7 protein-coding genes are annotated in these 20,054 nt (G+C 34.6%); all 7 read left to right on the plus strand.

The window, feature by feature from the left end:
- The first annotated feature begins 147 nt into the window (after positions 1-147).
- Positions 148-3,222, plus strand: coding sequence for a TonB-dependent receptor (locus AAC069_RS13370; RefSeq protein ID WP_339920957.1), 3,075 nt, complete (start codon positions 148-150; stop codon positions 3,220-3,222).
- 10 nt (positions 3,223-3,232) lie between these two features.
- Positions 3,233-4,750: a RagB/SusD family nutrient uptake outer membrane protein gene (locus AAC069_RS13375; RefSeq protein WP_339920958.1), complete on the plus strand. Its 1,518-nt coding sequence runs from the start codon at positions 3,233-3,235 to the stop codon at positions 4,748-4,750.
- A 394-nt stretch (positions 4,751-5,144) separates the two neighbouring features.
- Positions 5,145-8,279: a glycoside hydrolase family 2 TIM barrel-domain containing protein gene (locus tag AAC069_RS13380; protein WP_339920959.1), complete on the plus strand. Its 3,135-nt coding sequence runs from the start codon at positions 5,145-5,147 to the stop codon at positions 8,277-8,279.
- 89 nt (positions 8,280-8,368) lie between these two features.
- The gene (locus tag AAC069_RS13385) at positions 8,369-10,591 is read left to right on the plus strand and encodes an alpha-galactosidase (protein WP_339920960.1); all 2,223 of its coding nucleotides are present in this window, start codon (positions 8,369-8,371) and stop codon (positions 10,589-10,591) included.
- Between the two features lie 35 nt (positions 10,592-10,626).
- Positions 10,627-11,640: a UDP-glucose 4-epimerase GalE gene (galE, locus tag AAC069_RS13390; protein WP_339920961.1), complete on the plus strand. Its 1,014-nt coding sequence runs from the start codon at positions 10,627-10,629 to the stop codon at positions 11,638-11,640.
- A gap of 45 nt (positions 11,641-11,685) precedes the next feature.
- The gene (locus tag AAC069_RS13395; protein WP_339920962.1) at positions 11,686-13,350 is read left to right on the plus strand and encodes a sodium/sugar symporter; all 1,665 of its coding nucleotides are present in this window, start codon (positions 11,686-11,688) and stop codon (positions 13,348-13,350) included.
- A 1,135-nt stretch (positions 13,351-14,485) separates the two neighbouring features.
- Positions 14,486-19,468, plus strand: coding sequence for a LamG-like jellyroll fold domain-containing protein (locus AAC069_RS13400; RefSeq protein ID WP_339920963.1), 4,983 nt, complete (start codon positions 14,486-14,488; stop codon positions 19,466-19,468).
- Positions 19,469-20,054 lie beyond the last annotated feature (586 nt).

Consider the following 20,054-nt stretch of genomic DNA (forward strand, 5'->3'; position numbering starts at 1 on the left):
TTTTAAAATATACACTTAAAAATTGAATTAGAGCTCAATTTAAATTTCCTTCTTTTTAAGTAGGGTTGCAAAACTTTTGTGTGTTTTTTTTAAGAATGATTAAGCAAAAAAAAATATTAACCAACCAATTATTAAAAACATGAATTTATGAAAACCATGAAGAACGTAAATCAGATGTTAAGGATTAAAACTTTCTTAACTTCTAAACTCACTTTATCTATTTTGATTGTGATTTCTTGTATTAGTTTGCAAGCTCAAAATACGGTTATGGGATCTGTTATCGATCAAAAGACGTCTCAAACTATTATTGGAGCTTCTGTACTTGTCAAAGGGACTACCAATAGTACCATGACTGATGTTGATGGAAATTATGTATTAAATGTAAGTGATTCTAATGTAACATTAGTATTCTCTTACATTGGATATGGTAAAGTGGAAGAGGCTGTTAAAGGTAGAAAAATCGTTAATGTAGTATTAAATGAAGAAAACAACACTTTAGATGAAGTTGTTATTATTGGATATGGTACTATCAAGAAAAGTGATATGACTGGAGCTGTTGGAGGCTTAAAAGCATCACAATTAGACGCTCAAAGTAACACGAATTTAGGTAGTGCAATTCAGGGAAAAATTGCTGGTGTAACAGTAGAATCAGGTGGAGGTGCTCCAGGTTCTGGAACTAAAATCCAGATTAGAGGAGCTGGATCATTAAACAATAATAATCCTTTGATTTTGGTTGATGATATTGCAGTAGCATCAATGAATAATTTGAATCCAAATGACATTGAGTCTATTCAAGTATTGAAAGATGCATCTGCTGCTGCCATTTATGGGTCTAGAGCTGCAAATGGGGTTATTTTAATTACTACAAAGAGTGGTAAAAAGGGAGATATGAAAGTATCTTTCAATTCTTCTTTTGGGTCTGCAAGCGTAGCTAAAAAGTTAGATTTGTTAAATCAAGAGGAATGGGCAAAAGTAAGTACTGCAGCCTATACTGCAGCAGGAAAACAGCCGTTGGATATTGCTCTAAACCCAGAAGTTTCGGGTGCGGGTATAAACTGGCAAAATGAAATATATAGAACGGCTCCAACTAAAAATTATTCATTGGGACTTTCAGGAGGTTCTGATAATGTAAAATATAATATGTCTTTAAGCTACTTTAATCAAGAGGGAGTTATAAAAGAAACAAATTATGACCGAGTTAATCTAAGGGTTAAATCTGAATATAAAAAAGGGATCTTTAAAATTGGAGAAACAGTGATGTTGACCAAAGAAAAAAGAAAAGATTTACCTGGAGTACCAGGACAAGGAACAAACGTTGTAGGATCTGCAATATCAATGATTCCTGGTTTTGCAATTTACGATGAAAACGCCATCGGAGGTTACGGAGGTGCTTCTGGCTCAGTTACAGATATATTTAATCCAGTTGCAGCTTTGAATCTTTTAGATGTGAAAAATGATTCTTATCAAGCATTAATAAATACCTATGCTGAGGCAAGCTTTTTTGATGGTTTTAAATATAAGTTAAATGTGGGAGCTACCATTTCTGAACACAAGGCTTATACTTACACTCCACGTTATGAAGTGGGTGGTTTCTTTAAGAATTTAAAGAATGTTTTGGCAGAAGGAAGTGATATGAATCAGTATTATCAAATAGAAAATACGTTGAATTATGCAAAAACTTTTGGAAAACATTCTGTAAATCTGTTAGTAGGACATACGATATATGAAAATAAATTCCGTTCAATTTCAGGCTCCGTTTCAGGATTACCTGATGGTATCTTTGTTCTAGCTGGAGCAGAAGATCCTTCGATTGTTGGTTTGGCTAGTGAAAGTAAATTACTATCTTTTCTTGGTCGTGCCATTTATTCATATGACAACAAATACATTTTTACAGCAACATTTAGACGTGATGGTTCTTCTCGTTTTAGTCCAGAAAATAAATGGGGAAATTTCCCATCTATATCTGCAGCATGGGGAATTGGCCGAGAAGATTTTTTTACTAAGTTAAACTTACCTATATCTGAGTTAAAATTACGTGCTAGTTATGGTGTATTAGGGAATCAAGAAATTGGAGATTACCAATATCTTGGTTTGATTTCTCCAGGAATAAGTTACGCAGTGGGTGAGCCAAATTCATTATGGATTGGAAACATTCAACAAGAATATCCTGCAATTGGTCTAAAATGGGAATCAACTGCAACCGCTAACGTTGGTGTTGATTTATCGATGTGGAATGGTCAATTGGATCTTACAGCTGATTATTTTGAAAAAAACACAACAGATTTACTTTTACGTGTGCCAATTCCTTTGTCTGTTGGTTCAAGTAACGACCCTTATACTAATGCGGGTAAAGTTTCAAATAAAGGGTTTGAATTGGGGTTAACCTATAATAAAAAAGTAGGAGAAGTTAACTTTTCTGTTAGTTCTAATATCTCCAGTGTGAAAAATCGTGTAGAAGATTTAAGCACAGGAAGTCAAATTCTTGCAGGTTCTAGTGGCTCATTCCATGGTGCAGCAGTAACGTATAGTAAAGTAGGGTATCCTATTTATTCTTTTTTCCTTGTTAAGACGGATGGTTTATTCAGATCACAAGAAGAATTGGATGCACATAATTTAAATGGAAATCCAATCCAACCTAGAGCACAAATAGGAGACATCAGATATGTTGACTTTAATGGCGATGGGCAAATTGATGGATCAGATAGACAGTATAGAGGAAGTGCTTTCCCAGATTTCGAATATGGATTACGCCTGACAGCTGATTGGAAAGGGATTGATTTTACTATAGCAGCTCAAGGAACACAAGGGAATATGATATATAATGGTAATAATACTGATTTAGCTACAGTGAGAGCTAATATTAATTACTCTAGCGCAACATTAGATTCTTATACTTTTAATCCAAACTCAAATTTTCCAAGGTTGGATATTGATGACTTAAATGATAATGGAGCAGACTATTCTGATCGTTTTCTTGAAAATGGTTCTTACTTTAGAATTAAAACGATTCAAGTTGGCTATACAATCCCAAATAGCTTAATTCAAAAATTAGCGATTGATAGATGCCGATTATTTGTTGCCGGAGACAACTTGCATACTTTAACTAAGTATACAGGTTATAATCCAGATGTTTCAAGTGATGGACTTGGAGGCAGAGGGATTGATTATAAATCATATCCGTTAAGCAAGACAATTACTTTTGGAATTCAACTTAACTTTTAAATCGACAAAAATGAAAAAGAAATTAATCATAGTATTTTTTATGGGTGGACTTGTAACGCTAAGTTCTTGTTCAGACAACCTTGAATTTGGGAACCCAAATAAACTAACAGCAGAATCTTTCTGGCAAACTCCAGCAGATCTTGAGTCTGGATTGGCTACGGTATATAATACCTTAGTAGATAATAATAATGCAGGGTATTGGGAAATCCAAGCCATGCAATTAAAAGAGAATAGAACAGAAAACTTTATTGCTAGAAATGACGTTCCTGGACGTTTTGCAGTTGCTACTTATAAAAACAGTCCTAGTACGGCAGAAACTACTGGGATGTTTAAAGCAATGTACATAGGTATATTTCGTGCCAATCAGGTTATTAATTATGCTCCTCAAATCCAAAACATTGACGAAACAAAAAGAGCGCAATTAGTTGCCGAAGCTAGTTTTTTAAGAGGGTTGAATTACTTTAATTTAGTAATTGAATTTGGAAGTGTACCAATATTTACTGATTTAGTAAAAGACCCATCTGATTACTTTAAAGAAAAGTCGACTGAAGATGAAGTTTGGAACCTAGTAATTGCTGATTTTCAATTAGCAGCTACTAGTCCATTACCAGAAATATATCCTGCGGCTTTAAAAGGAAGAGTAACTAAAAACACTGCTATTGCATATCTTGGAAAAGCTTATTTATATAGAAAAGAGTGGGCAAAAGCCGAAGAGCAATTTGCTAAATTAGTGAATAATGAAGGGACGAATGGATTTGGTCTTTTGGATGATTATGCTCAATTATTTGATGGTAAACATGAGAACAGCAAAGAGTCAGTATTTGAAATTCAGTTTAGTAAAGTAGGTGGAGCTACTATTTGGGGAGGAGAGCCTTCACAAAGAACTAGGGCTACAACAATGGCTCAAGAATGTGCTCCTGGAGAAGTAGGTGGTTGGTTTGAGTTATTGCCTACCAAAACATTATTAAATGCAATGACCAAAGAAAAAACAGTAGATGGAGGTTTTGATCCAAGAGCTACTGCTACTTTGGCATGGAACTACCCAGGAAGCATGTATTATAATGCTGATTTTGCAACAAAATTTGGTGCAAATTCCATTTGGATAAGAAAAAACCAAAACTGGTGGAATAACGATGAGGGAGATTGGAAATCAGAATTGAATGAATATGCAATGCGTTATGCTGATGTACTTTTAATGCTTGCAGAAGCGCAAACCATGCAAGGAAAAGTAGCAAGTGCTATCCCTTTAGTTAAAAGAATTAGAGACAGAGCGAAGCTAAGCAGTATTGTAATGACAGGATGGAGTCAAACTCAAATGATGGACGAAATTATGCATCAAAGAAATGTTGAGTTTGCTCGTGAAGGGATTCATTGGTATGACTTGAGAAGATGGGGTACATTAGAGAAAGTGATTAAAGAAAGTTTAAGAGAGGGCTACAATAATTACTCAGCAAAATACAATTACTTTCCAATTCCTGAAAGTGAGTTAAACAATAATCCGAAGATGACCCAAAATGATAATTGGTAATAGAGTATAATAATTAGTTCTCGGGTGTTGTTATTTTATAAAAAACGGCTGCAGAAGTTTAATGGTTTAATGATGTAGCAAATTTTGATACTAAATGAAATTTGGGATGTTGTCAAAAAACGTTTTTCAACCAATTAATTGGTTGCAGACATTGGGCTTACACTGTTTTAAAAACAAAATAAAGCCTATAAAATCAGTGTCGAAATAATTACACCCACTAACTAATAAGAATGTAATTAAATAGTGACAGATGGTTATTTGTATAATAACAGCAAATAATCATTTGTGCTATTTTTAAAAAAAACAGGGTTCCTTTACTTATATAATGCAAGCTGATTCATTATAGATTAAAGAGACTAAATGCAAAAATAGTTACCTAAAAAAAATAATGAACATGAAAAAAAGAACAATTTTAACCAGCATTTTTGCTTTTATATCTTTAATTGTCTTTGCCCAAGAAAAACCAAGTCGCAATGACTGGGAAAATCCTGAAGTATTTCAGATTAATCGTGAGCCAGCTAGAGCTGCATTTTTACCTTTTGCAGATGAAGCATCGGCAATTGCAGATGACTATACTCGTTCACCATGGTATATGAGTTTAGACGGAAAATGGAAGTTTAATTGGTCTCCTACTCCTGATGAAAGGCCAAAAGATTTCTTTAAAACTGATTTTAATACAACCACCTGGAAAGAGATTGGAGTGCCTTCCAATTGGGAATTAGTGGGATATGGAATTCCTATTTATACTAATATTACGTATCCATTTGTCAAAAATCCACCATTCATTGATCATGCCGATAATCCTGTTGGGTCTTACCGCCGTACTTTCGAGTTGCCAGAAAACTGGGACGGACGTCGTGTTTACCTTCATTTTGAAGGGGGAACATCTGCCATGTATATTTGGATAAATGGAGAAAAAGTAGGCTACAGCCAAAATACTAAAAGCCCAACTGAATTTGATATTACAAAGTATGTAAAAGTGGGTAAAAATCAGGTTGCTGTAGAGGTTTATCGTTGGAGTGATGGTTCGTATTTAGAGGATCAAGATTTTTGGCGTTTATCTGGAATTGATAGAAGCGTTTATCTTTATAGTACGGCTAATACTCGTATTGCTGACTTCTTTGCACGTCCTGACCTTGATACTTCTTATAAAAACGGAAGTTTATCAGTTGATATTAAACTTAAAAATGCCAATTCGGTTGCCAAAAACAATCAAACTGTAGAAGCTAAATTAGTTGATGCAGCTGGAAAAGAAGTTTTTGTAAAAACAATAAAAATAAATTTAGGAGCTAATACTGTTTCGTCAACCACATTTGAACAAAAGGTTAAGTCTCCTAAATTATGGAATAACGAAACGCCAAATCTTTATACTTTAGTTCTTACATTAAAGGATGAAAACGGAAAATTTGTAGAAACTGTTGCAACTTCAATCGGTTTTAGAAAAGTAGAATTGAAGAATGGACAATTATTGGTTAATGGAATCCGAATTATGGTTCATGGGGTAAATATTCATGAGCACAACCCAAAAACGGGTCATTATCAAGATGAGGCAACCATGATGAAGGACATTAAGTTAATGAAACAATTAAACATTAATGCGGTGCGTTGCAGTCATTATCCAAGCAATTTATTGTGGGTAAAACTATGTAATAAATACGGTTTATTTTTAGTCGACGAGGCCAATATTGAAACACATGGAATGGGAGCTGAATTACAAGGTTCATTTGATAAAACAAAGCACCCAGCCTATTTACCAGAATGGAAAGCAGCTCATATGGATCGTATTTATAGCTTAGTGGAGCGCGATAAAAATCAACCGTCTGTTATTCTATGGTCTTTGGGGAATGAATGTGGAAACGGACCTGTTTTTCACGAGGCTTACAATTGGATAAAAAATAGAGACAAAACGAGATTGGTTCAATTTGAGCAAGCAGGGGAGCAAGAAAATACCGATGTTGTTTGTCCAATGTATCCAAGTATGGAGTATATGAAGGAATATGCGAATCGCAAAGATGTAAAACGTCCTTTTATCATGTGTGAGTATTCACATGCAATGGGTAACAGTAACGGTAATTTTCAAGAATATTGGGACATTATTCATGGTAGTGCTAACATGCAAGGTGGATTCATCTGGGATTGGGTTGATCAAGGATTTGAAGAAACGGATGAAGCTGGTAGAAAATACTGGGCATATGGCGGAGATATGGGAGGTCAAAACTACACCAATGACGCAAATTTCTGTCACAATGGATTGGTTTGGCCAGATCGCACACCACATCCAGGTGCTTTTGAAGTAAAAAAAGTATATCAAGATATTCTTTTCAAAGGAGTCAATCTGGATAAAGGAATTATCGAAGTCGAAAATGGCTTTGGTTATACCAATCTTGATAAATACCTTTTCAAATTTGAAGTTTTGAAAAATGGGTTGGTTATAAAATCAGGGGTAATCAATATTCGTCTTGCGCCGCAATCTAAGAAACAGATTCAAATTGAATTACCAAAATTAACTTCAGAAGATGGAGTTGAATATCTTTTAAATGTTTTTGCTTACACAAAAGAAGGAACGGAACTATTGCCTCAGAATTTTGAAATAGCGCGCGAACAGTTTTCCATAGCAGAGAGCAAGTATTTTGTTAAAGTTGCAAAGGCTAGTACAAATCCGATAGTTAAAGATACTCAGGATGCGATTACTCTAAGTGCAAATGGTGTTGAAGTAACAATAAATAAGAAAACAGGTTTAATGCAAAAATATACATCCGGAGAGGAGAATTACTTCAATCAAATGCCAGTTCCTAATTTCTGGCGAGCACCAACGGATAATGATTTTGGTAATTACATGCAGGTAAGCAGTAATGTATGGAGAACCGTGGGAAGATTCAGTAGTTTAGATACCATTGAAGTGAAAGAAGTGTCTGGTCAGACAACTGTTGTAGCGCATCTTTTCTTGAAAGATATAGCATCGACTTGTAAGATTACTTACTCTATGGATGCTGATGGAAGTTTAACATTGCAAAATTCGTTCAAAGCGGGAGAAATGGCATTGTCTGAAATGCCTCGTTTTGGGATGTTATTCTCACTAAAAAAAGAGTTGGATAACTTTAGTTATTATGGAAGAGGCCCATGGGAAAACTATCAAGATAGAAACACATCGTCATTAAAGGGGATTTACGAAAGTAAAGTGGCAGACCAATATGTTCCTTATACTCGTCCTCAAGAAAATGGGTATAAAACAGATATTCGTTGGATAACGTTGACAAATAACTCTGGAAACGGAATTGAAATTGTAGGTTTACAGCCATTAGGCGTTAGTGCTTTGAATAATTACCCTGAAGATTTTGATCCAGGCTTAACTAAAAAACAACAACACACAAACGATATTACACCAAGAAATGAAGTTATAATTTGTGTTGATTTAGCTCAAAGAGGTCTTGGTGGAGACAATAGTTGGGGAGCTATGCCACACGAACAGTATCAATTGAGAAATAAAGCGTATAGTTATGGTTTTGTTATTAAGCCAATAAAGAAATAGATAGATTGTACTCCTGTTTTAGAAGATATATAACAGGAGTATTATAAAACCGAAATTGTTTCAAAAAGAGATTGTTTAAAATGATTATTATGAAAGAAAAATCACAATTCTGTTTCCATATAAAGGGTGTTTTTACATTGTTTTTTATGTTTGGTGCAATTAGTTTATGGGCACAGAAAGTGACAATACCTATTGCAACCAATAGCAATATGATGTTGTTACAAACAGATAATGAAAACCGGTTGATGACGGTTTATTTTGGGAAACCGCTGGCAAATACAAACGAATATTCATCAGCTTCAGCTGCTTACAATTTCAAGGATGAAAATGCGGGAATTTACAATGGAGCGTATACTCCTGCAGGAACTTGGAATCTATCGGAACCAGCTATTCAAGTCAAACATGCTGATGGGAATCCCTCTTTGGAACTTAAATATGTAAGTTATAAAACAGAAAAAGTGGATGCTAATTCCTCTCTTACCAGTATTGTTTTAAAAGATCCAGTTTATCCTTTTGAGGTGACTTTGTTTTATAAAGTTTGGCCAAAAGAAAATGTAATCGAACAATGGTCAGAAATAAAACATAATGAGAAAAAGGGAGTTTTGTTACAAAAATTTGCTTCAGCTAATTTGTATTTCACCAATAAAGATTTCTATTTGACTAGTTTTCAAGGGCAGTATTTAAAAGAAATGCAACCTATTGAATCAAAACTTATACAGGGAATTAGAACTGTAGATTCTAAATTGGGAACAAGAGCGATGTTACTTCAAAACCCTAATTTTATTTTGTCTTTTGGGAAACCCGCTTCAGAAACGGAAGGGACAGTTATGCTAGGACAATTAGCATGGAGTAGCAGTTTTAAATTGGATTTTGAAGTTGATTCTTATAAAAATCTACGTCTTATTGCAGGTGTTAATCCATTTGCATCTGAGTATCTTTTGCATCCAAATCAAGTTTTTAAGACCCCTTCTTTCATTTATGCTTTGTCTAATAATGGTACGGGGGAAGCCAGTAGAAACCTCCATGATTGGGCAAGAAAATATAGAGTTTTAGATGGTGAAGGAGAACGTCTTACCTTGTTAAACAATTGGGAAGCCACTTATTTTGATTTTGATGAAAATAAAATTGCTGATTTGTTCAAAGGGGCTAAAGATATTGGAGTAGACATGTTTTTGTTGGATGACGGTTGGTTTGGAAATAAGTATCCAAGAAACGACGATAAAGCAGGTCTTGGAGATTGGAAAGAAAACGCGAAGAAATTACCCCACGGTTTAGGTTATTTAGTAAAAGAAGCTAAAAAAGAAGGAATTAAATTTGGAATTTGGATTGAACCCGAAATGGTAAATCCTAAAAGTGAGTTATATGAAAAACACTTAGATTGGGTAATTCGTCAGCCAGAAAGACCTGAGGTATATTATAGAAATCAATTAGTACTTGATTTAGCGAATCCGGAAGTACAGGATTTCGTTTTTGGGGTTGTTGACGATCTTTTTGTAAAAAACCCAGAATTGGCATTTATAAAATGGGACTGTAACGCAGTTATTTACAATGCCTATTCAGCTTATCTAAATAAAAAAGGCATTCCACAGTCAAATTTATATGTTGATTATACAAGAGGTTTGTATAAAGTGCTAGAAAGAATTCGAGCCAAATACCCAAAAGTTCCTATGATGTTATGTTCAGGTGGTGGTGGTCGAGGCGATTATGAATTATTGAAATATTTTACAGAATTCTGGCCTAGTGATGATACAGAACCAATTGAAAGAATATTTATGCAATATGATTATTCCTATTTCTTTCCTTCTATTACTACAGACAATCACGTGACTGACTGGGGGAAACAACCTTTGAAATTTAGAGTTGACGTTGCCAGTATGGGTAAATTAGGATTTGATATTGTGGTGAGTCATTTAAGTGATAATGATAAGTTATTTTGTAAAGAAGCAATAAAAAATTATAATGGATTTAAAGATATAGTGTGGCATGGTGATATGTATCGTTTAGTAAATCCACATGAAAATGATGTATCAGCTGTAATGTATGTTGATAAAGACAAAAGTAAAGCAGTTGTTTTTAATTATTTAGTTAATAATCGTTATATGTTAACTGCAACTGCACTTCCTGTAGTTTTGAAAGGATTGGACCCAAATAAAAAATATGCAGTTAAGGAACTGAATATATATCCAGGTACGAGCTCGTCAATTGATTCTAATGCTGCTTTTTCGGGTGATTTTCTTATGAAGGTAGGAGTTAATCCTAGTGTGAATTTGAAGAGAACAAGTGTAGTTCTCGAAATAACAGAAGTGAAGTAAAATTTTAAAAAAGCGTATTGTAAAAAATTTTAAAAATGAAAATACTAGTTACTGGCGGATTAGGATTTATTGGTTCGCATACCGTTGTTGAATTGCAAAATAAAGGTTTTGAAGTAGTCATTATCGACAATCTTTCAAATTCTACAGAAGATGTCTTAAAAGGGATTGTTGCTATAACAGGGAAAATGCCTATTTTCGAAAAGTTAGATTTAAGAGAAAAAACAGCTGTTCAAGATTTTTTTAAACGACATTCTGATGTTAGTGGTGTAATTCATTTTGCGGCCTCAAAAGCAGTTGGAGAAAGCGTGGGAAATCCTTTATTGTATTATGAAAACAATATTAGTACTTTAGTCTATTTGCTTCAGGAATTGCAACAAAAAGAAGAGTCTCATTTTATCTTTAGTTCGTCTTGTACAGTATATGGTCAAGCTGATATGATGCCGATTAATGAAAATGCATCAGTTAAACCAGCCATGTCTCCTTACGGGAACACGAAACAAATTGGGGAAGAAATCATCACCGATTTTACAAAAGTAAGTGGTGTTACTGCTGTTTTGTTGCGTTATTTTAATCCTATTGGAGCACATCCATCAATAGAAATTGGAGAGTTACCGGTAGGAGTACCACAAAATTTAGTGCCTTTTATCACACAAACAGGAATGGGTTTGAGAAAAGAACTTTCGGTTTATGGGGACGATTACCCTACGATCGACGGAACTTGTGTTCGGGATTATATACATGTTGTCGATCTGGCTAAAGCGCATGTTATTGCCTTGCAACGATTGGTAACCAAAAATAATTTGGATAAAATTGAAATTTTTAATCTGGGTACTGGTACAGGAAGTTCGGTGTTGGAGGTGATTCAAGCTTTTGAAAAAGTAAGTGGTCAAAAATTACCTTATACAATTGTAGGCAAAAGAGAAGGTGATGTTGTTTCGGCTTATGCCAATACGGATAAAGCCAATACTATTCTTGGATGGAAAACAAAATATACACTCGAAGAAGGGATAGCAAGTGCTTGGGAATGGGAACAAAAGGTTAGAGGTTAACATAATTATTAATTTGAAACACTTCATTAACATTAATACAATAGTATGACAACAGAATTTGGATTTATAGATTATTTGGTTTTCACTGCTTATGCAGTTCTTATTTTAGGTGTTGGATTATGGGTCTCTCGTGAAAAAGACGGTCATCAAAAAAATGCTGAGGATTATTTCCTTGCTAGTAAATCATTGCCTTGGTGGGCGATTGGCTCTTCATTGATTGCGGCGAACATTTCCGCAGAGCAATTCATTGGAATGTCTGGTTCTGGTTTTGCATTAGGATTAGCGATTGCCTCTTATGAGTGGATGGCCGCCTTCACGCTAATTATTGTAGGGAAATATTTTTTACCCATTTTTATCGAAAAAGGAATTTATACAATTCCTGAATTTGTAGAAAAACGGTTTTCAACTAACCTTAAAACGATTTTGGCTATTTTTTGGATTGCTTTGTATGTTTTTGTTAATCTTACTACAGTGTTATATCTCGGAGGTTTAGCGATACAGACAATATTAGGTGTTGATATGATATATGCAATTATAGGATTGGCACTTTTTGCAGCAGCTTATTCTTTGTACGGAGGACTTTCTGCTGTGGCTTGGACAGATGTTATTCAAGTAATATTCTTGGTATTAGGTGGTTTAGTTACTACATACTTGGCATTAAATACCGTTTCTGATGGAGCAGGTGTTTGGCAGGGTCTAAAAACTATCTATGAAGCGGCACCTGATCGTTTTGTGATGATTTTAGATGAATCTAATCCAGAATATATGAACCTGCCTGGAATAGGAGTATTGGTTGGTGGACTTTGGGTTGCAAATATTTATTACTGGGGGTTCAATCAATATATTATTCAAAGAACTTTGGCTGCAAAATCTTTGCGCGAAGCACAAAAAGGAATATTATTAGCTGCATTTTTAAAGATGCTTATTCCTTTCATTGTCGTAATACCGGGTATTGCAGCTTATGTGATGGTAAATGATCCCGCGATTATGGCGCGATTAGGTGCTGCAGCTGCAGACAATTTACCAGGTCTTGGTACTGCTGATAGAGCCTATCCTTGGTTGTTGCATTTCTTGCCTGCAGGTTTAAAAGGGTTGGCATTTGCTGCCTTGGCTGCTGCTATTGTTTCCTCTTTGGCTTCGATGTTAAATTCGACTTCGACCATTTTTACCATGGATATTTACAAACAGTATATTAATAAAAATGCCGACGATAAAACGACAGTTAATGTAGGACGTCTTTCAGGAGGAGTTGCATTATTAATAGCAGTAATCATGGCACCACTTTTAGGTGGAATTGATCAGGCATTTCAATTTATACAAGAATATACAGGTGTAGTAAGTCCTGGTATTCTGGCCGTATTCATATTAGGATTGTTTTGGAAAAAAACTACTAATAAAGCAGCCATTTGGGGTGCTTTAGTCTCTATTCCTATTGCTATGTTTTTTAAAGTAGGACCTAAGTCGTGGGCTGCGGGATCTAGTATCGAGTCTTTCTTTCCAACATTGCCTTGGATGGATCAAATGGGTTATACAGCTATTTTGACTATGCTATTGATTATTGCGATTAGTTTGTTCCAAAATAACGGAGAAAATGATTCCAAAGGTATTCCATTGACAAAAGGCTTATTCAAAACAAGTCCTCTTTTTAATATATGTTCATTTGCAATAATGATATTATTAGTAGTGGTTTATGCAGTTTTCTGGAAGTAGAATTTATAGATAAAATTTAAAAATGTGAGATTGAAGCAATTCAGTCTCACATTTTTTTTACATAACATTATTTTAAGCAGTTACTTTTTATTTTATGGGCTACTTCTTACAATGCTTTGGTTCGTGAAAAATCAATACCACAAGTTAATTATTCCCAACGAACCTACTCTACTACACCTACCAAAAACATCTATAATCTTAAGGGCGATTTCAACATGTTAGGTATCTTCAACTTAACTTTTGTTAACTATAAAATTCCCTCTATGGGTTTCCAACTCGTAATTCTACAAACATAAAATGATTATTGATCATGGAACCAATCAGATTTCTTCTACAGACAGGTTATATACATATAGTATTAGCCAATTTATTTGTTAACAACTTACCTATTTAATAAATCAAATACCATAATGATTATGTTTTTTTAGAGTGAGGAAAAAGAGTGAGGAAAAGTAAAAAATACGACATAAACCAATTTAAGCTAAAAAACATAATGCCTAATAATCAACACTTTACAAAGTAATAAAAGTAACATTTCAATTTTCATAACCCTGAGGTCACGGGTTCAACTCCCGTCTTCGCTACGAAAACAAACCCTTAAACAACAACTGTTTAAGGGTTTTTTCATTTGTATTAAAAGTCTAAATAAAATAGATTTTGTTTTATAAAACTCCAAATTACAACCCTCAATTTGCTCCAGTTGTTTTATTTTACTTCGCCAATGCTCTACAATTGATACGATTATAGCAGTCAAAAGAATACGTTTCAAACACATTTTTAACTATCATTCAGTGGATCTTAATTGTTTTTTCTTTTTTTTCAAGCTCTACTGTAATATTCCTAATATAAAATTTACTTCAAAGCGATATGTGCACTTGTTATTCAAAATTATTGAATTGAAGTTAATTCTTCGATTCGATCAGGATTGACAACCTTTCATAAAAAAATTTTCTATTAATTTTTATAATATTTAACTTACTTTGTTTTATTTTTTGTGTATTTAATCGGTTTTTAAAGCTTTTTATCGATGCTAAAATAAAATGTTTTATACTTTTGTTATTTAAAATTGGATTTTTAAAACAGTCCTTCTTTTTACACTCCAAAACTGAAATACTTTCAATTAAAAAAACAACTTATGGAGAACTTTACTATTAAACAAAAATTATTTTTAATATTAATTTTAGTTATTCCTTTTTTTACAACATACGCGCAAACTGTTACTACTCCACAAGTAAATTTTTTACAGAGAACATCAGCAGCCACACCTACCAAAAAAATATATAATGTGAAAGGTGATTTTACTATGTTAGGTAATACTAACTTAACGCTTGCCACTTACGGGGACAACATTGACAATCAACTAAACTACATGAAGTTTGTAGATACTGACTCTGATCCTGCTACATTCAACTCCTCGAAAGCAACTCTAGAACTTTCTAATGCAGGTGAAAATAGCTCTAGCCAAAGTTGCTCCACTGTACTCTTTGCAGGACTTTACTGGACCGGAAAATCAAGTGCAACAGATACCTTTACTGCATCAAGACAAGTTCAATCAGGAACAAGAACAGTGAATACCAACTCAACAGTAGGTGATAACCAAAGCATAACTGACTCCAATTATCGCCTTGCAATAACTGTAAACAATTCTGGTAATAGTCGCTGGCCTGTTTATACTTTTAGCGGTAATGGTAACACCTATGCTTTCGAATTTAATAATACTCCCACAATAACATTAAGAGTAAATAATGGCACAGCAACCAACATCCCATTTACATCGGTCAGTTCGGGCGGTGTTTATACTGCCACACTTACTACTCCCTATGTTATTGCAGATGGAGGAGTAAACCTAACTATCAATCAACTAATAAGAAGTTCGGCTACAGACAATAATAATTCAACTGTTATAAGTACATCATCTGCAGCCGTAAATGTATCAGGAACTGCACCCAACTACATAACTGACTCTAAATCTTTTAATAAAAAAGTAATAAAAATTAAAGGACCAGGAGCAAGTACCTATACTACTATTACCGCAAAAACAGTAGGAACTAATTCAGAACTTCTTTTCCCAGGAACAACTTACAGCGGTATTTTTGTGGGGTATCAAGAAATAACTGATTATGTAAAAGCAAATGGACCAGGAGCATACACCGTAGCTGATATTGCCTTATTAGAAGCGGGATCAAATAATGACTCACCCGGATTTTCAGGAGGATGGACAATGATTGTTATCTATGAAAATCCAGTTATTAAAAGCCGAGCAGTAACACTTTTTGATGGTTATGCCTATGTAAACGGAACACTGAACAGTAATGCTGGCGAGTTCGGAAACATTCCAATTTCAGGATTCACAACTGTTGGCACAGGACCTGTGAACATGAAATTAGGGGTAATGGCAGCCGAGGGAGATGTGGGGCTAAGTGGAGATTATCTCGCAGTTCAAAAATTGAATGCGGACCCTAATACCTATAACGCAACTAATTATTTAACCTTAAACCATGCTGGAAACACGACTAATAACTTTTTCAATTCTTCTATTTTTCCGATTCCAGCTGCAGGCAAAAGTGATCCAATCCTAAAAAATAATACAGGAGTCGATTTTAGTATGTTTACGATTCCTAACGCAAGTAATTTAGTTATTGGAAATAACCAAACATCTACTACATTTCGCTTTGGCTCATCGGGCGATATATTTACTATCTTTGGTTTTGCAATGTCGGTAGACGCCTACATACCAGAGCCGCAAGGACTTATTGTTGTAAACAAAATTGGCGGTGTCACTCCAGCCACACCCTTAACAGCACTACCTGGGGATGAAATAGAGTACAAGATCGACATCAAAAATAGGGGTTCAGAGCCCACAAAGAATACAATCATAACCGTTCCAGTGCCTGTATCTGCATTATATGGAGTTGGAAGTATTACTACCAGCAATATTCATCCTTCTTTTACGCCCGCGAATGCTCCCTATTATGATTCTGGATCTAATTCCGTAATATGGAACGTAGGTAATCTCCCTTTACTTTCAGACCCAAACACATTATTAGGAAGCTTAATATTTAAAGTAACATTAACCACTGATTGTGCTACCTTATTTAATTCGGGTTGTAATGCAAGTATCTCAATAAATGGAGCGATTACTGGAAATGGATCCATATCTAACACCGCTTTTAATTTACCAATTTCGCAAGGCATCGACCCATCTTCTAGCTGTGGGGGCCTTATTTTTAAGCCTATTCTTGTGAATTTCAATAGTTCGAACAGCCCTTGTTTTGCAGCTTTAGCAGGTCCTGATAAAACACCACCTGTTTGCGGGTTAGAAGCTGTAACTCTTGGCGCCACTGCAGGCACCTCAGGTTCATGGTCCATTGTTAGCGGTCCAGCTGGGGGTGGTGAGGTTTTCTCCAATATTAATAGCCCAACGGCTGAATTCTCAAGTCCTAATACGGGGATTTATACCTTGAGATGGACACTCCCTTTTGGTGGTGGAAGCTGCACCCCTATTATTGATGATGCACTTGTAAGCATAGGGTTATGTAACAAATTAGATTTTGACGGAATAGACGATAATGTTAATTTAAAAAATAATTATAATTTAAATACTGGATCTTTTAGTATCGAAACTTGGATTAAACCGGGAGCATCTAATGCTGGGATTCAAACTATTTTTTCAAAAAGAAGTTCCAGCGCACTTACTGATGGATACGATTTAAGATTAGTCAATAACGTCGTTTCTTTCAACTGGAACAATGGCAACGCTATAACTTCAAATTACGCAATAAATACGGGTAGATGGTACCACATTGCTGTTACATTTAATGGTACATCCTATAATCTATATATAGACGGAATTAGCGTTAAAAATGCTGTAGCTGGTGTAAACCCAGTATCAAATAACAATGCTAAATGTATTCTAGGAGCCATGATTCAAGGATCTAGTTATCCTTACCTACCTGCGAACTATTTTAAAGGTTGGATGCAAGAATTACGTATTTGGAATGTCGCGCTTACAACGGCGCAAACGCGCCAAATGATGAACCAACGTATTACAAATACGAGTACTAATGTTCTAGGTGCAATAGTGCCATTAACTATTCCAGGGCTTAGTTGGTCCAATCTAGAAGGCTACTATCAAATGACTCAGTCTACGGATATCCTAAACGGCTTCTTAATAGACAAAACTAGTAATCTTCGTAATGGTAAATTAATCGGTATTGTAACTGCACAACCAGAAACAGCTCCTTTGCCATACACATCAACAGCACATACCGCTTGGGAAACATCTAGTACGTGGACAAACGGAAGCGTTTGGAACATACCTAACACTTTGGGTGTTGACGGTTCCACTTATATTGACTGGAATATTGTTAAAACAAGTAATAATATAACAACAGCAGGAAACAAAACACTACTAGGATTACTTGTTGAGAGCAATACCCTCGAGGCTAATAGTAATAATAAAATAGAGGTAACACATTATTTAAAAGTTAACGGAAAAATAGATCTTGTTGGCAAGTCACAACTTATTCAAACAGAAGGTAGTATTCTTGAAACAACTTCCTCAGGATTCATAGAAAGAGACCAGCTAGGCCAATCAAATAAGTACAACTATAATTACTGGAGTTCTCCCGTTAGTCCCATAAACACAACTACTAACAACACTGATTATACTGTTGCGGGTGTTATGAAAGATGGAACTACAACAACACCACAAAACATCAATTGGGTTGGTGGTTATGACGGATCACCTACTGCTCCTATTAGCCTGGCTCGTTATTGGTTGTATAAATTTGACAGTTTGAATAATGATTATGCAAACTGGACACAGTTTTTAGAAACAGCTCCTCTTAGAGTAGGTCTAGGATATACTATGAAAGGAAGCGGAAGCACTTTGGGAAACCAAACTTATACTTTTGTTGGTAAACCAAACAATGGAACAATCGTATCAAACACCGTAGGTGATGATCAATTACTATTAACAGGAAATCCATATCCATCAGCAATAGACGCGGATGCTTTTATAAATGATAATATTGGTGCTATCGAATCCTTTTCAAGCCCATCTATTGATGGAACACTTTACTTTTGGGAACATTACGCAACAAATAACACCCATATACTTCGTGATTACCAAGGGGGATATGCAGTACGAAACCTTACTGGAGGTATTGCACCGGCATCAGCAGGTATAGATTTTATTAGTCAATTAGGAACACCGTCAAGAGGAATCCCTAATCGTTTTATACCTGTCGGGCAAGGCTTTTTTGTAAACGGAAAAATTGGATCCGGAGGTATAATTACATTCAAAAATAGTCAACGTGGTTTTCATAAAGAAGACGATGCTACCTTTTCTAACGTTATTTATAAAACAAAGAAAGATGCAAAGCAAACCTGGAAGTCGAATGAAAATGATACCGAAACTGCAGACACCCGTAAAAGAATCCGTTTAGGCTTCAACTCTTCTAATGATTTTCACCGCCAGGTTTTACTGGGGTTTATGAATGAAAAAGCGACTGCTGGCATAGATGCAGGTTATGATGGATTGAATATTGATGATTTTGCAAATGATATGTATTTTCTTAATGGCGATAACCAACTTGTGATTCAAGGTGAAGGCTATTTTGACACTAATGCATCCTATCCTTTAGGAGTTAAAACAGATACTGAAGGTAAAGTCAAATTCATGATTGACGGACTTGAAAACTTCGATATAAATCAAAATATATTTATATATGACAGTACTGATAGTAGCTACCATAATATAAGAAATGAAAATTATGAAGTTATTATTCCTGCGGGAGAAAACAATGATCGATTTTCATTGCGATTCACAAATAAAACACTGAGTACCGTTGACGAAAAAATAAAAGAGGAAAGTATAATTATCACTCATTTCCAAAAAAGAAATATCATTGAAATACACAACAATTCATTTGATACAAGTATTAAAAAAGCAAACTTGTACAATATAAATGGTCAATTGATTATTAATTGGAATTTAGAAAATGAAAAAAACGAAAATATTCAACTCCCAATTAAAAAGACAAGTTCCGGAATGTATATTCTTAAAGTTTATACTTCAATAGGAGAGCTAAGCAAAAAAATTATAATTCCATAAAGATTGACACTAGACTTATATAAAAAACAAAAAACTGCCATAATAGGCAGTTTTTTGTTTCCTTGAAACTTAAGGATAAAAATGAGTGAAAAAAGAAACTATTTTTTTTAAAAGAAGTATTTCATCGATATTTAAGGCGTTTTAGTCGGTAAAATCTTTTTAATTCCCGAAAAAAGTTGTTACTTCGTTATATTGCAGCAATATAAGCCCATAATCTATATTTTACACTAATAAATTATTTGAAAACTTATACTGTTTTCTATATTAGATAAAAAGAGAGCTAGTGAACAAGTCACTACTTTGTTACTCTCTTAATGTAAATACCACAAATATAATCGGGCATTATTACAGTTATAAAACAGTTTTAGATTCTTCTATTTCCGTTGTATAAAATTATTAGAATTTCATTTCTAAAATGTAGATGTCATGAAAAAAAAATACTTATTTATAATTGCACTCCTAGTTAGCTCTATTTTTAGTTATGGCCAATGCACGGATCCAGATATTGAAAATCCAACCTTTACCTCTTGTCCAACAAACTTAACTCCAAATGTAGGAGCTGGTACTTGTACCGCTAGTGTAGCTA

Source organism: uncultured Flavobacterium sp. (genome assembly GCF_963974175.1).
In the GTDB taxonomy this organism is placed as follows: Bacteria; Bacteroidota; Bacteroidia; order Flavobacteriales; family Flavobacteriaceae; genus Flavobacterium.

Excerpts from the sequence above, each read along its gene's own strand:
- AAC069_RS13370 (WP_339920957.1), top strand. The coding sequence starts at position 148 with ATGAAAACCATGAAGAACGTAAATCAGATGTTAAGGATTAAAACTTTC.
- AAC069_RS13375 (WP_339920958.1), top strand. The coding sequence starts at position 3,233 with ATGAAAAAGAAATTAATCATAGTATTTTTTATGGGTGGACTTGTAACG.
- AAC069_RS13380 (WP_339920959.1), top strand. The coding sequence starts at position 5,145 with ATGAAAAAAAGAACAATTTTAACCAGCATTTTTGCTTTTATATCTTTA.
- AAC069_RS13385 (WP_339920960.1), top strand. The coding sequence starts at position 8,369 with ATGAAAGAAAAATCACAATTCTGTTTCCATATAAAGGGTGTTTTTACA.
- galE (WP_339920961.1), top strand. The coding sequence starts at position 10,627 with ATGAAAATACTAGTTACTGGCGGATTAGGATTTATTGGTTCGCATACC.
- AAC069_RS13395 (WP_339920962.1), top strand. The coding sequence starts at position 11,686 with ATGACAACAGAATTTGGATTTATAGATTATTTGGTTTTCACTGCTTAT.
- AAC069_RS13400 (WP_339920963.1), top strand. The coding sequence starts at position 14,486 with ATGGAGAACTTTACTATTAAACAAAAATTATTTTTAATATTAATTTTA.